Source organism: Neptuniibacter sp. (genome assembly GCF_024231755.1).
Taxonomy (GTDB): Bacteria; Pseudomonadota; Gammaproteobacteria; order Pseudomonadales; family Balneatricaceae; genus Neptuniibacter.
This window is the reverse complement of the sequence record NZ_JAAEQH010000065.1, coordinates 22,133-37,101: the sequence shown is the minus strand read 5'-3', so window position 1 is coordinate 37,101 and position 14,969 is coordinate 22,133. Positions and strand designations below refer to the sequence as shown.

Genomic DNA, 14,969 nt, shown 5'->3' with positions numbered 1-14,969 from the left:
TTAGCTACCTGATTTAACGTGTATTGGCGGGAACCATGTACTGTGGTTAATGTAATAACCAGTTTATTTCTCAAGATAACACCTGTAACAACCGTTCGGCTCTTCCTAAGTTCTTACATGAAAATAAACAAAGAACCTGAACATAAAAAGCCAACAAAATCCAAGGGGATTAAATATAACTAGTTTCATGCAGTTGTCATAGTCATCACAGGCATTCCGTTTTAATTAATCCCCATCCAGCATACGACCTATTCCCCCAAGAACAGAACCTTCACCCTGATCGGAACCACCAGAAGAAGGAGCAGATGCGATGAGACGGTCTGCCAAGCGCGAGAAAGGTAAACTCTGTATCCATACAGAACCAGTTCCCCTTAGGGTTGCCAACCAAAGGCCTTCACCACCAAATATCATCGATTTCAGCCCTTTGACCATCTCGATGTCATATTCAACCCCCTCGGTAAATCCAACCAAACAACCGGTATCCACGCGCAGAGTTTCATTGTTCAATTCTTTCCTAACTATTGTGCCGCCTGCTTGAATGAAGGCCATGCCATCCCCTTCCAACTTCTGCAGGATGAAGCCTTCACCGCCAAAGAAACCTGCACCAAGCTTTTTGGAAAAAGCGATCTCAACTTTTGTGCCTAATGCCGCACAAAGGAAAGCATCCTTCTGGCAGATAACTCTCCCCCCAAGCTCTGCCATATTCAGGGGAACGATGGAACCTGGATAAGGCGCAGCAAATGCAACTCGTTTCTTACCCGACCCATCGTTAGCAAAATGGGTCATGAACACAGATTCCCCCGTCACCATACGCTTCCCGGCAGAAAACAGTTTTCCCATAAAACCCTGATCGGGTTCAGAGCCATCCCCCATCTTGGTTTCGAAAGAGATCCCATCTTCCATGTAGTTCATCATGCCCGCTTCAGCGATCACCTTTTCGCCCGGATCAAGCTCAACTTCTACAACCTGTAGCGCTTCACCGATAATTTCATAATCTACTTCATGGCATCTCATTACTTATTCCTTTTTAACTTAATCGCTTTAACCAATAGAGGTGTTGTACTGGTCTGGATACAAAGAGAAAACAGAACAACACCGTACGCAATTGACTGAATGGTAAACCAGGACTCCAACTCAAGAGGCAGTGATAAGGCGAGCGCAATAGTCACCGCTCCTCTGACACCTCCCCAGTAAAGCACAATCTGCTCCTGCCAGTTAACTTTTGTTCCTGAGGATAATGAGCCTGAAAACAGATTTATAACCGGCATTGTTACCAATAATCCAGCGGCCCTAGAAATTAAAACTGCGGCAATACCCAGTAACATCGCTAGCCACTGCTGTTCGAACATACCCCAGGTAATGGTCATTCCCAGTAGGAGAAAAATAAGTGTTTCCGCTAGCTGTCCATTAAATCGCCACAATTCCGCAAGCTTTTCTGACTGGTCCTTCGCGGTAGAACCGTTTTTATTCTCTCTCCTTAATAGTTCACCAAAACCTAATCCGGCAACCAGTACCGACATCACCCCAGATAGATGAAGTACTGATTCAGCCACGAGATACCCGCCATAAGTTGCGCTAACCATAAAGATCATCCGGGCAAAGTTGTCTCTGATAAACAGAAACAGCGTTGCCATCAACGCAAAAGTAATAACCCCAACTAAAGTCCCGCCCAAAAACACCAATGCAAACCTTTCCACAGCATAAGTGACCGAGAATGTCTCTCCAGGCATCAACAACAGACTGCTGAACAAACCAAACAGCAATATAGCTACCGCATCATTAAAAAGGCTCTCTCCTTCCAGCAGAAGAATTACCTCATCCGACACGCCTACCTTCTTGAATAGGCTAATCACCGCCGCCGGATCAGTGGCTGATAACAAAGCGCCACAAAGTAGAGCCGCCAACCAAGGGAAATAATCTGGGTAACCAATACCCCAATATAAAAACGCTGCACTAACCAATGTAGCCAGCAACATCATCGGGGTTGAGAGCAGCAGAATAGGAAATAGTTTTTTTAATAACGCCTTCAGATCGATATGCAGGGCGGACTCAAAAATCAGAGCTGGCAGAAAGATATAAAAAACTAAAGTGTGAAAGTGATACCAACGCAACCCTGTATCGACTCCCAGTGATACGACAACTTCACTGCCGATAAAACCAGCCAGAACGAGAAGCAGGCTGTGTGGTAGTTTTAGAAACTGAGATAAGGGCTGCAGCATAGCCGCTACCAGCAGCATCGCTATAAATAACAGTATCAGATTGGCTGTATCCATCACGTCTCCCTACCCAAAATTGCTCGGAGTTTCGAAACACTCATACTGATTTTAGTTCCCTAAACCTAAGACATCAGTCTAAAAAACACCCAGAAATTAGACCTATGTCGTACGCAGTCTCCCTGATTTGATTATGTGTTAGTCACAATCCAATGATATTGTGTCTATTCAAGTTTGGCACAGTAGGCATAAACTACGTGTTCAAAAGATGGGATATATGTACATCTGTATGCTATTTGCTAGACAGTTACAGGTGATACGACAAAAAAATCAGGAGTTATGATTCGTGACTAAAGAAGTTGTAGTTCTAAGTGCAGTACGTTCAGCAATTGGTGGATTTGGTGGTAGCTTAAGCGGTATCGAACCAGCTGAACTGGCGGGACAGGTAATGAAAGAAGCTGTAAACCGCTCTGGTGCTGATCCAGAAAAGATTAACTATGTAACTGTAGGTAACTGTATTCCAACTGAATCACGTTATGCTTATGTGGCTCGTGTTGCATCTATTCAGGCTGGCCTGCCAATGGACTCCGTTGCGATGTCTGTTAACCGTCTATGTTCTTCTGGCCTTCAGGGTATCGTAACAACAGCACAGCAGATCATGCTGGGCGATTGTGATTATGGTATCGGCGGTGGTGTTGAAGTAATGTCTCGCGGTGCTTACCTGTCTACAGCAATGCGTTCCGGTGCGCGTATGGGAGACACTAAGGTATTGGATTCCATGGTTTCTGTACTGACAGATCCATTCGGTGCTGGCCACATGGGTATCACTGCTGAAAACCTGGCTGAGAAGTGGGACATCAGCCGTGAAGAGCAGGATGAGTTTGCTGCTGAATCTCACCGCCGTGCGGCTATTGCAATTGAAGAAGGTCGCTTCAAATCTCAGATCGTACCAATCGTTCAGAAAACACGTAAAGGCGAAGTAGTATTCGATACTGACGAGCACTGCAAGCCAGGTACTACTGCAGAAAAACTGTCTGGTATGCGCCCAGCATTCAAGAAAGACGGTACTGTAACTGCGGGTAACGCATCTGGTATCAACGATGGTGCAGCGTTCTTCGTACTGGCATCTGCAGAAGCTGCTGAAGCTGCTGGTCAGAAGCCAATCGCTAAGATCAAATCTTACGCAGTAGCGGGTGTATCAAACGAGGTCATGGGTGAAGGCCCAATTCCAGCGTCTAAACTGGCACTAGAGAAAGCAGGTCTGACTCTGGATGATATGGACGTAATCGAGTCCAACGAAGCGTTTGCGGCACAGGCTATTGCTGTTGCAAAAGGTCTTGGCCTGGATATGGAAAAAACTAACCCGAACGGTGGTGCAATCGCTCTGGGTCACCCAGTAGGTTGTTCAGGTGCATTCATTGCAACTAAAGCTGTTTACGAACTGGAACGCATCGAAGGTAAATACGCACTGGTAACTATGTGTATCGGTGGTGGTCAGGGTATCGCGGTAATCTTTGAGCGCGTATAACCTAACTTTCGAATAAGTACTCCCTGGGGACAGGTTTAAACCTGTCCCCTATTTCCAAATCTGTCCCCTTTTCTTTTGCGCTGGTCTACACTGACTTACAAAACTCTGTAATGGAACCTATAGTCAGATGTTGTCAGTTGGCGATCTTTTCTCATCGGAATTCTCCCAATACGATCAGGCCGAATTATGGAGTGCTCTGTCTCACTATTATTGCTGTAACGAAGACGAATTAATCCACCAACTACTGGATCAGATTCCTAATGAGGATTCCTCCAGCCAAGCCTCTTCCCCAGCAAAAACCTGGATCGAAACCCTACGAAAAGAACCAAGTGATCCGTTCTCAGTTAATGAACTGATGAGTAAATTCGGCTTAAACAGTGATGAAGGGTTGGCTTTACTATCGCTAGCGGAAGCCTTGTTGCGTATTCCAGATGCAGGAACAGCTGAAGAGCTGATAAGGGATAAAATTGAAACATTAGAGTTACATAACTTTCTCCCAGAAAACCAACAAAGCAGTTGGTTTGATCTAAGCACGGTCTGGGGACTGGCAATCAGCCAGCAACTCATCAGCTCAGATAAAAAGCCTGAAAGCCTGATTCACTCGCTCTGGGAGCGCCTGGGTAAAAGCACAACGCTCAAGGCTCTGAAATACACACTTAACAGTCTTGGTGGGCAATTTGTCTTTGCCGAGGATATACAGCAGGCACTAGAACAACGCTGTGATTACCCACCGGAATCCTCCCCATTCTCTTTTGATATGTTGGGCGAAGCAGCCATATGCGCTGCGGATGTGGACTTCTACTTCAATGCGTATCTGGAAGCAATTCAGGCTACCGGCGAACAGAATCAGCAGAACAATACCAGCATCTCTATCAAGCTATCGGCTCTACATCCACGTCTGGAAAATACAAAGCTTGAGGATCTGCAGAAAGGTCTGATGCATCGACTACTGCAACTGTTAGTCACAGCTCGTAATCTGGATATAGCCATTACCATCGACGCTGAAGAGTCAGATCGATTGGAACTTTCGCTACTTATCTTTGAACAGCTGATTCGCAGCGAGCTTTGTCTAGGCTGGGGCAAGCTGGGCTTAGCAGTTCAAGCCTATAACAAACGAGCGCTACCGGTATTGGCTTGGCTTGAAGCTTTAGCTCAGGATACTGACACCCCTATTCCTGTGCGTTTGGTAAAGGGTGCATACTGGGACAGTGAGATAAAACATGCCCAGCAACAGGGATTGGAAGATTATCCTGTATACACCCAGAAAGCCGCTACTGACCTCTCCTATCTGGTCTGCAGCCGTTTCCTGCTATCGCCGCAATCTGTATTACTACAACCGCAGTTTGCCACTCATAACGCCCTGACTATTGCTTATATACTGAATCAGGAAAGTAAGAAGAGTTTTGAGTTTCAGCGCCTGCACGGTATGGGTGAAAAACTCTATGCCGTGGTACAGAAGAATCACAAGATACCTTGCCGGATATACGCCCCTATTGGCTCACAGCAAACCCTACTGCCGTATTTAGTAAGAAGGCTATTGGAAAATGGAGCTAACTCATCTTTTCTGTTCAAGCTACATGACCCAACTATCCCAGTTAATAAGCTATTATCCTTACCATGCACACAGTTAAAAGAAGCAACCAGTTCCGCCTCAATCAAGCTCCCTAAGGATGTATTTCAACCCATCAGGGAGAACTCCTCTGGTACCAATTTGGGTAGTATCCTCTGTATACAAAGCTGGCAATCAGCCTTAACCTCAAATAATCACAAACAGTGGTATTGCCAGCCGGTTATTGATGGAGAGATATGCGAGGGAGATGAACTTACTCAGACATATTCACCCTATAAGCTGGACCAGGCGATAGGTTACCGTAGCTCCTGTTCCTCAGAGCAGATCAAACAAGCTATTAGTAGTGCAGAAAATTTTCTTCCTGTATGGCGAGCTGAGTCACTTACAAAACGAGCTCAACTACTACGAAACTACGCAGTCCTGCTGGAAAAACACAAAGATGAGCTTGTGAATCTATGTGTAAAGGAAGCCGGTAAATGTCTAGCCGATGCTTTAGATGAGATCCGCGAAGCCGTCGACTTCTGTTACTACTACGCAAATCAGGCAGAAGAAATATTAACTCCGCAAAAACTGGTATCCGTAACAGGTGAAGAAAACAGATTGTTTTACCAAGGCAAAGGGGTTTTCCTCTGCATTAGCCCCTGGAACTTCCCTCTCGCTATTTTCACTGGTCAAATAGCAGCAGCGTTAGTCTGCGGAAATACTGTCTTAGCGAAACCATCATCTCATTGTTCCTTGATCGCTTACCGGGCTGTGGAGTTATGGTATGAAGCGGGGTTACCGCCTTTTGCCCTTCAGCTCGTACCATTTCAGGGAAGCAGCCTCTCATCAGCTGTACTTAATGATTCTAGAATCCAGGGTGTTACTTTCACAGGTTCAACAACCACTGCAACAGAGATAAACCGTGCCTTAGCTAACCGTCACGGTGGCCCTCTCGCCACACTTATAGCTGAAACAGGCGGGCAAAATGCAATGATCGCTGACAGTACAGCTCTGCCTGAACAACTAGTGATGGATTGTATCCGCTCTGCATTTAACAGCGCCGGCCAACGTTGCTCTGCCCTTCGGGTTCTATATGTACAGGACGAGATTGCTGATTTGGTAGAGCAGAAACTAATCGGCGCAATGAACGAACTCGTAGTAGGCTCTACAGAAGATATCAGTACAGATATCGGCCCTGTTATCAGTAAATCGGCGATGGATAAGCTCTTCCAACACATCGAAAGGCAGCGCGTCAAAAACCGGATTATCCATGAACTGGAGCTGGATGACTTCCATAACAATGGCTACTTTGTTCCCCCCACACTGATCCGCCTTCACTCACTGGATGAACTCCATGATGAATGCTTCGGCTCAGTGCTGCATCTGATCAGATATGATCGCAATAATCTTGATCGTATGATTAGTGAGATCAATCGAACAGGGTTTGGCCTGACCCTAGGCATACATTCACGTAATGATCATTTTATCGAGCAGATCTGCTCTCAAGTTGATGTGGGGAATATCTACATTAACCGGGATCAGGTCGGCGCAGTCGTAGCCTCACAACCTTTTGGCGGTTTCGGGTTATCTGGCACTGGCCCTAAAGCTGGAGGTCCCAACTACCTGAAACGCTTTGTACGCGAACAGACCATTACTCGTAATACCACAGCCTCCGGTGGAAACAGGGAACTGCTAAGCCGCTCATAACAGCCAGGGGGCAGTTTCAACCTGCCCCAGTCCGTCCAACTATCATATTGGCTTCAATGAGTAACAGGGCTGATATTCCTGATAGTTGATTTTCATCCGACGCTGCTCCACAAAAGATGCCAGCAGTGTATCCAACGGTTGCATTATCTCCGGTTCACCTCTGATCTCAAATGGCCCATGCTCCTCAATTGCCTGAATACCTGGCTCCTTAACATTACCTGCAACAATACCCGAAAGCGCACAACGCAGATTTGAAGCAAGTTCAAACTCAGTCTGATCACTACTCAGCTGTAATCCCGCCATATTTTCATGAGTGGGCTCAAACGGTTTCTGGAAGTCTTCCGGAATATGTAGCTGCCAGTTGTAGTGGAAAGATTCACTCGTCGCCTTACGAAACTTAGTCACCTGCTCCAACCCTTCACGCATGGTTTCCGCAACCTGATGCTCGTCATCAACAATGATCCGGTACATTGAGGTAGCATGATCGCCCAGCGTTGAACGGATAAAATTATCCACCGTTGCAAAATACTCTTCACTCCCCGCAGGTCCTGTCAGGACCAGTGGAAATGGTAGATTATGATTTCGCTCATTAAGCAAAATACCCAGAATATAAAGCAACTCTTCGGCTGTCCCTGCCCCTCCTGGGAAGATAACAATCCCGTGGCCTAACCGGACAAACGCCTCCAAACGTTTCTCAATATCCGGCATGATGATCAGCTCATTCACAATCGGGTTTGGGCTTTCTGCCGCGATGATTCCCGGCTCAGATATGCCCACGTAGCGACCATCTTTAATGCGTTGTTTGGCATGAGAAATTGTCGCCCCTTTCATTGGACCTTTCATCGCACCCGGGCCACAACCAGTACAGATATTCAGGCCACGCAATCCCATTTCATAACCGACTTTTTTAGTGTAATCGTACTCATGTCGATCAATAGAATGACCTCCCCAGCACACTACCAGATCCGGCTTAATATGGGGCCTGATCGCACCCGCATGACGCAGGATGTGAAACACCTGATTTGTCGTCGCTTCTGAAGCGGTTACGCCGGGACAGAATTTACCCTGCTCAGATCCCACATACAGCAGATCCCTTACGACAGAGAAAAGATGCTCACGGATACCGGTAATAATCTCTCCATCCACAAACGCAGAAGCCGGGGCATTAACCAGCTCCAGCTGCACGCTGCGGTGCTTCTGACTGATCTGTATATCGAATTTACGAAACTTATCCAGAACCAGCTTGGTGCTATCTAACTCACTACCGGTATTCAGAACCGCTAGCGAACATTGACGAAACAGGCGATATAAACCACCCTGGCTAGCATCCTGAAGTTGATGCACTTCATAAGGGGAAAGTGAGTTAAGGCTATCCTGGGGTGTGACACTGGTGCTTACAAACTGCTCGGTCATCATGAGACTACCTCCATGGACCCAGAGTTGTTAGCTCAACTCTGAAAAAGGCCCGAAAAACGGCTGGTTACTATCAGCTATATTGTTATGTGCAGGCTGTTAACGTTCTGTGAATCTAAGGAAAGATATGAAGAAAAAATGAAAGGGTACAATCCACAGTTAACAGCTATTCTGACAACCAGCACTAACGTGAAGTTCCATGATTAACTGTAGAAGAGAAAACCAATAAAATCAAAAATCCATTTAAAATCAAAAGGTAAGAAGTTCTAAACTTGTTTCAGAATATCTTTTACAAACTCAGGCACAACTTCACTAGCGGGACCATAAATACGGTGATCAAAAGCAGATTCAACGCGTGAAGGTTCAAGATTTAACTCGACTGTCACAGCACCAGCGGCATTAGCCACTTCAACAAAACCAGCCGCAGGGTACACATGCCCCGAAGTCCCTACAGAAATAAACAGATCACAGTTTTCCAGCGCGTTATAGATATCTTCCATATACATTGGCATCTCACCAAACCAGACAATATCAGGTCGCAGGTTACCTGATGAGCCACAGCACTGACAGAGGTCCTCTGGCTGAGAATCCTCTTCAACACGATAGACAACCCCTGAATCCTTGCAGCGTAGATTCAGCAGTTCACCATGCATATGCAACAGGTTACGACTGCCAGCCCTTTCATGCAGGTTATCAATGTTCTGAGTGACCAATAACACTTCTCCGGGAAACTGTTTTTCCAACTCAGCCAGAGCCATATGTCCAGGATTAGGCTTAACCGGTTCGGAAAGCAGTTGCTTACGGCGCTCATTGTAAAAACGGTGAACAAGATAGGGATCACGATAAAAAGCTTCAGGCGTGGCAATATCCTCTACCTTATGGTCTTCCCATAGGCCATCTGAAGCGCGAAAGGTGCGGATACCTGATTCGGCAGAGATACCTGCTCCCGTTAAAATAACAATGGATTGAATTGCCATATTCACTCGCCTCTAAAAACTCGCCGCTTTAAAAACATTTCTGGAAAATTGCCTCTTGTCATACTCCCATAAGAGATGTATTACTAAGATCTATATAACGCAACTTCTAACGCAATTTCAGAAATTGTTTTTTTAGATACTATAACTAATCTATAAAGGACGGTCAGTCACCTTAACTTCACGCTGATCCAATATCAGTAGCTGACCGGAAAGCGCACTCATCTGAGAGACAAAAGTGCCACGAACGATAGATAGCGTTTACATCACATGTTTTGCTACTGCAGCTGCGGATCACTGTCCCGGCTGCACTCGCCCTAAAACAAACCACCACTTGGCTTGTACACTCCCCTCGGCTATAGAAGGAACCGGCTATGACCGCCTCTAAACTCTATATTCTCGACACCAACGTATTACTTCATGATCCAAAGTGTCTGTATGAATTTAAGGAGCAGGACATCACTATTCCGATGACCGTGCTTGAAGAGTTAGACGATATAAAGGACCGAAAAAAGAATGTCTCTCAGGAAGCTCGTGCTGCTATACGTGCCATTGATGACATACTGAGCAAATCGGCTGATGCCTCTGAGATAACTAAAGGGGTGGATATTGAGATCCCCATCACAGCAGTTAATTCCGATATGCGCTTGGGACAGCTGAGTATATTCCCTGACCACGAGCTGACTGCCCGTCAGGGATTCCTTCCTGATAACGCCAATAAAGATAACCAGATCATCAACTGCGCCCTGCACCTGCAGGCGACTAACCCGCATCGCGATATCATTCTGGTCACTAAAGATATCAACATGCGCTTAAAAGCACTGGGCGCAGGGTTGAAGCGGGTTGAGGATTACCGTACAGACCAATTGGTATCAGATATTGATCTACTACCAGCCGGGCACAGTAATCTGGAAGGTAACTTCTGGGATCGTGTTGATGATGTAAACAGCTATCAGGAAGGCAGCCATACTTTCCACAAAGTAAGCCAGGAACTTCTACCGGATACCTACCCTTGTGAGTACATCTATGATGACTCAGAAGAGTTTGCAGCCCGTGTTGCTTCTGTGCGTGATGAACAGGTCACCTTGATGGATCTAGGTGTAGATCGTCTGATGCAGCAGAACTGCTGGGGTATAGAACCGATCAACGTATTCCAGGCTTTTGCTATGGACGCTGTGCTTGACCCGGATCTGGATCTGGTCATTCTTAACGGCGCCGCAGGTTCTGGTAAAACCCTAATCGCTCTAGCTTGTGCGCTGGAGATGGTGATCGAACAGCGCCGCTACAACAAAATTATTGTCACTCGCTCAACTCCGCCAGTAGCAGAAGATATTGGCTTCCTCCCGGGAACAGAGGAAGAGAAGATGACACCGTGGCTCAGCGCAATTCAGGATAACCTAGAAGCGATGCACGAGCATGACGAGCGGCCACAAAGTAGTGTTAAATATGCGATTGAGAAGGCCAACATTCAGTTCAAGTCTCTGAACTTTATCCGTGGTCGTAGTATTCAGGATGCGATCGTCCTGTTAGATGAGGCTCAGAATCTAACTCCATCACAACTGAAAACTATCGTGACCCGCTGTGGTAAAGGCTCCAAGATTATCTGTCTAGGCAACCTCGCCCAGATTGATTCCAATTATCTAACCCCACTCACGTCGGGTCTGACATATCTGGTTGAGCGCTTCAAAGATTACGAAGGAGCAGCCAATATTCACCTTGAAGGTATCTTCCGTTCTCGCCTTGCGGAATACGCTGAAGAACACCTTTAAGGTAATTATTTAGCATAAGACTACCAAAGTCTAAAGAGCGCTAGAGCCCCCAAGTCTTAAGGCTTAGGGGCTTTTTCTTTTATACGGAATTTTGTTCAGGAGATTGTGACAGTTTTATTCCAGTACTGAACTACTATAATGCGCCGCACAAAAGCTTTTAATGCAGCTATCTCAACTGCGAAATTAAAGCTCTCACAAGGAGCTTTAATCCTCCCCTGAGATATTTCCGGGTGTCGGCAGTCAGCTATCACCCGGTATTTTTATCTATTTCCCGTCAGGGCTTATCAATCAGGTTACTCTGCAGTCACCATAATCGCTTCCACTTCAATATCGGCACCTTTAGGGATCTGCTTAACCGCAAAAGCTGCACGTGCAGGATAGGGTTCAGAGAAGTAACGCGCCATGACCTCATTTACCTGCGCGAAGTAGTCCATATCTGACAGAAGAATTGTCACTTTCACTACATCCGCCAATGTTCCACCTGCTGCTTCAGCTACAGCCTGCAGGTTTCTAAAAACCTGATCTGCTTGAGCCTCAAATGATTCAGTGATCAGCTCCATGGTTTCCGGCACAAGCGGGATCTGCCCAGACATATAAACAGTACTCCCAACCTTTACCGCTTGAGAGTATGTACCAATAGCCGCTGGGGCCTTTTCAGTAGAGATAATGCTCTTATTCATGGTGATCCCTGAAATAGTGATGATTAATAACGATACGAGTTTATTTTAGGAAGCGGCAGCGATCCGAACTTTAACCCGAGATGGTCGAGTGGGATAAAAGGTACACTCAAGCACAGTGGTAGCTTCTCGCTCATAATAGACCATAATGCCTTCGCCTTTATCCAACCAACGAACCTGATCAAAGTCCTGGCCGGACCAGTGAGCGCTCCAGAAACTGGATTTAGCCGCTCGCATGGCAAACGCTCTGGCACAATACTGCTCGGCCTGCTCACGATAACGTTTGCTCCAGCAGTCGAGCGATTTTTTACAACGACTTTGGTTAACTCGGGTATCACTTCGCTTATAGATTTGAACACATTGGCTACGCGCCTGAGCAGTGGAATACTTCCGGCACTGCAATAGATCGGCCTCATTAGCAGCCCAAACTACAGAAGGGCTAATCATAGTAGAACCAATCAATGTGCAACTGAAAAGTGATATCGCTAAAATTATTGCGCGCATCTAAATCCTTGAAGCGTTTGCTCAACTTCTCTGTAGTGTACACCGGACCTGAATGATTGCGTATAATTCAGCTCGTTTTCTTTCATCCTGAAAATATTGGATTCATTATATGCAGCGTGTTGACCTACTCTTGGTTGAATTAGGCTTTGCCAAATCTCGTACCCATGCTCAACGCCTGATTAAAAATGGAAAGGTCCAGGCTAACCTCAAGGGCCAATGGCAAGCCATTACCAAACCCGGCCTTAAAGTTGAGGCTAACATTGAGTTGAAAGTTGCCGAAGATCCAGCAGATCGTTTTGTCTCCCGTGGTGCCCTTAAACTGCTAGGAGCCCTAGAACACTGCAAGGCTGATCTGACTGGAAAAGTGGCGATTGATGTAGGCCAGTCCACCGGCGGCTTTAGTGACTGTCTGATCCAGAACGGTATTAGCAAAGTAGTTGGCATAGAGGTAGGTTACGACCAGTTAGCTGACAAGCTTCGGGATGACCCTCGTGTTGTCTGCTATGAAGGCATGAACGCACGTGAGCTTCCTGCGGAAAAGCTCTTAGCACATACGGACGGATCAGGCTTTGACCTCGCAGTAATGGACGTATCTTTTATATCTCAAACCAAAATACTACCTTCCCTGATCCCTCTTATGAAACCAGAGGGCCTGTTAATCTCACTGGTTAAACCACAGTTTGAGGTAGGAAAGTCCGGTATAGGAAGCGGGGGTATCGTCCGTGATGAGAGTCTCTACCCAAAGGTGAAAGAAAACATTATCAACTGTTGTGAATTACTGGGTGTAAACGTTACGGATTATCTGGAAAGCCCGATTACCGGAGGGGATGGTAACCGGGAGTTCTTGCTTATCGGTCAAAAGCGTTAGGCTTGTAGCCCATTCTGTAAAGCGGCTTCTTTTAAGCCTCTAAAGAAGAGTAAGTAAAGACGACTTCGACCAAAGAGCCGCTGTTGTCATAACGAACACTTTCGCACAGTTCTGTAACCAAAGCGATGCCTCGACCAGAGAACTGATTGGTATTATTTTGACTCTGTTGATTAAGCCAGGAGTCGTAGTCAAAACCATCCCCACTATCTTCTACACGAATCACCAAACGCCCACCGTTGGCTAAACGTGTGTGCTGTAAATCAAGCGAAACTGCACCAAACTGTAAATTTTCCAGGCGATGCTCACGCTCACTGAAATACTGCGCAAAACCTTCCGGCGTTGATTTGATAGAGGAATTTAATCCAAGAACACCATGATCAAGCGCATTAACGTACAGCTCAGTTAAGATGCTAAATACACTATGCCATTGATCTCCACCACCTTCCGATTCCTGTAGGCGACTCAACGCTTGGGCAACAGGGTTTATCCGACTAAGGCTTTGTCCCTGAAGCTCAAGATTCCAGTTCCAGACATCCAGAACTGCTGGTTCACTCGCTTCTTGCTCATCACTGTTAACCTGAGCTGTAGTAACAACTTTGAATTCTTCCGAAACTACCCGCCCAGGTATATTGATCAGAGAGATATCATCCTTCTGAGGATACTCACCAACAAAAATTCTTAAGCCAGAGAGAATCAGGTCAACGATATCTGTATCTTTCTCGTATACCTGCTCACCTATAGTATTAAGCAAGCGTTCCTCTCCGAACATCTCACCTTTTTCGTTTTCTGCTTCAAGCACACCATCACTTAACAACAGAACATGATCCTGTGGTTTTAGTTTAATGTGCTCAAAATGCAGATCATTCAAACTTCTTAGAATACCCAGAGGTGGATGACTGGAAGCTACACGCTGTTTCAAAAGCCCTTCAGAAACAACCATGACATCCGGTAAACCACCATTCCAGATTTTGGCACTCCCGTCATTCGCTAGGGTAACAACAGCGGTAGCCAGGAACATGCCAGTGGGTAACAGGCCGTGTAGCTTGCGGTTGATCTGAACAATAATATCTTCAGCGTCATAACCTTTCGCAGTCATAGCACGGAATGTCTCTGAAAGAGGCAAAGCACCAACTGTCGATGTTAAACCATGTCCGGTAAAGTCCCCCAAGAGAACATTCAGCTCACCATTAGGACGAAATGCACTTAACTGAACATCCCCACTGAATGTTTCAGCTGCCTGTTTATGGATACGGACCTGATCTTGAGCAACATTTCCAGATTCCACAGCACCACTGAACAACTGTTCAGCGACCTCTTCCTCCCTGGCTCGCAAGTGGTTTAAGTGACTTACCTGACTATAAAGCTGAGAGATACGACGCAGAGCAACTATTTTGCCTTCCAATAGCTCAAACGGGAACGGCCTCTGAATAAAATCATCGCCACCCGCATCAATCGCCTTACGAATTACATCCTGACCTTCTGCACCCGAAACATAAATAATCGGGATAAATGCATTACCGGCTAATTTTTTGATTTCGCGAGTCGCTTCGATGCCATCCTGCCCTGGCATGTTGATATCCATCAACACCAGACTTGGAGATTGCTGCTCAAATTGAGCCACTGCATCTAGTCCATTTTCAGCAAAGATTGCCTCTAACCCCATTTCCCTGACCATTTGGCCAAGAACTTCGCGGTTTAGGCGCATATCATCTGCAATAAGAACCTTATTATTTTTGTCAGATGCTGTCTGAACTGACATACGCT

General features: G+C 46.1%; 11 protein-coding genes. 4 read left to right on the top strand and 7 right to left on the bottom strand.

The genetic code is table 11. The features are described from left to right. Positions 1 to 225 precede the first annotated feature (225 nt). Both GY843_RS03250 and GY843_RS03245 read right to left on the bottom strand, forming a co-directional pair. Positions 226 to 1,014 carry a TIGR00266 family protein gene (locus tag GY843_RS03250; protein WP_297306468.1) on the bottom strand — a complete coding sequence of 263 codons (789 nt, stop codon included), beginning with the start codon at positions 1,012 to 1,014 and terminating at the stop codon, positions 226 to 228. Then, entirely contained in the window at positions 1,014 to 2,273 is a 1,260-nt protein-coding gene (locus tag GY843_RS03245) for a sodium:proton antiporter (RefSeq protein ID WP_297306466.1), read from the bottom strand. Before GY843_RS03245 ends, GY843_RS03250 begins: the two co-directional genes overlap by 1 nt. Positions 2,274 to 2,559: 286 nt before the next feature. On the opposite strand from GY843_RS03245, the gene GY843_RS03240 reads away from it, so the two are divergent. Together GY843_RS03240 and putA are read left to right on the top strand one after the other, a co-directional pair. Next, positions 2,560 to 3,741: an acetyl-CoA C-acyltransferase family protein gene (locus GY843_RS03240; protein WP_297306464.1), complete on the top strand. Its 1,182-nt coding sequence runs from the start codon at positions 2,560 to 2,562 to the stop codon at positions 3,739 to 3,741. Between the two features lie 127 nt (positions 3,742 to 3,868). Then, positions 3,869 to 7,000, top strand: coding sequence for a bifunctional proline dehydrogenase/L-glutamate gamma-semialdehyde dehydrogenase PutA (gene putA, locus GY843_RS03235; protein ID WP_297306462.1), 3,132 nt, complete (start codon positions 3,869 to 3,871; stop codon positions 6,998 to 7,000). Between the two features lie 42 nt (positions 7,001 to 7,042). On the opposite strand, the gene ppnN is transcribed toward putA, so the two are convergent. Next, entirely contained in the window at positions 7,043 to 8,416 is a 1,374-nt protein-coding gene (gene ppnN / locus GY843_RS03230) for a nucleotide 5'-monophosphate nucleosidase PpnN (RefSeq protein WP_297306460.1), read from the bottom strand. Positions 8,417 to 8,679: 263 nt separating this feature from the next. Next, positions 8,680 to 9,390, bottom strand: a complete 711-nt coding sequence (gene cobB / locus GY843_RS03225; protein ID WP_297306458.1) for a Sir2 family NAD+-dependent deacetylase — start codon at positions 9,388 to 9,390, stop codon at positions 8,680 to 8,682. 371 nt (positions 9,391 to 9,761) lie between these two features. Here cobB and GY843_RS03220 point away from each other — a divergent pair, with 371 nt between their 5' ends. Continuing rightward, entirely contained in the window at positions 9,762 to 11,156 is a 1,395-nt protein-coding gene (locus GY843_RS03220; protein ID WP_297306457.1) for a PhoH family protein, read from the top strand. Positions 11,157 to 11,449: 293 nt separating this feature from the next. Here GY843_RS03220 and GY843_RS03215 read toward each other — a convergent pair whose 3' ends face one another. Continuing rightward, entirely contained in the window at positions 11,450 to 11,836 is a 387-nt protein-coding gene (locus GY843_RS03215; protein WP_297306456.1) for a RidA family protein, read from the bottom strand. A gap of 45 nt (positions 11,837 to 11,881) precedes the next feature. Then, entirely contained in the window at positions 11,882 to 12,337 is a 456-nt protein-coding gene (locus GY843_RS03210; RefSeq protein WP_297306454.1) for a hypothetical protein, read from the bottom strand. A 109-nt stretch (positions 12,338 to 12,446) separates the two neighbouring features. On the opposite strand from GY843_RS03210, the gene GY843_RS03205 reads away from it, so the two are divergent. After that, the gene (locus GY843_RS03205; RefSeq protein ID WP_297306453.1) at positions 12,447 to 13,205 is read left to right on the top strand and encodes a TlyA family RNA methyltransferase; all 759 of its coding nucleotides are present in this window, start codon (positions 12,447 to 12,449) and stop codon (positions 13,203 to 13,205) included. 31 nt (positions 13,206 to 13,236) lie between these two features. On the opposite strand, the gene GY843_RS03200 is transcribed toward GY843_RS03205, so the two are convergent. Further along, on the bottom strand, positions 13,237 to 14,964 hold the full coding sequence (locus GY843_RS03200; RefSeq protein ID WP_297306451.1) for a fused response regulator/phosphatase: 1,728 nt from the start codon (positions 14,962 to 14,964) through the stop codon (positions 13,237 to 13,239). Positions 14,965 to 14,969: the final 5 nt, after the last annotated feature.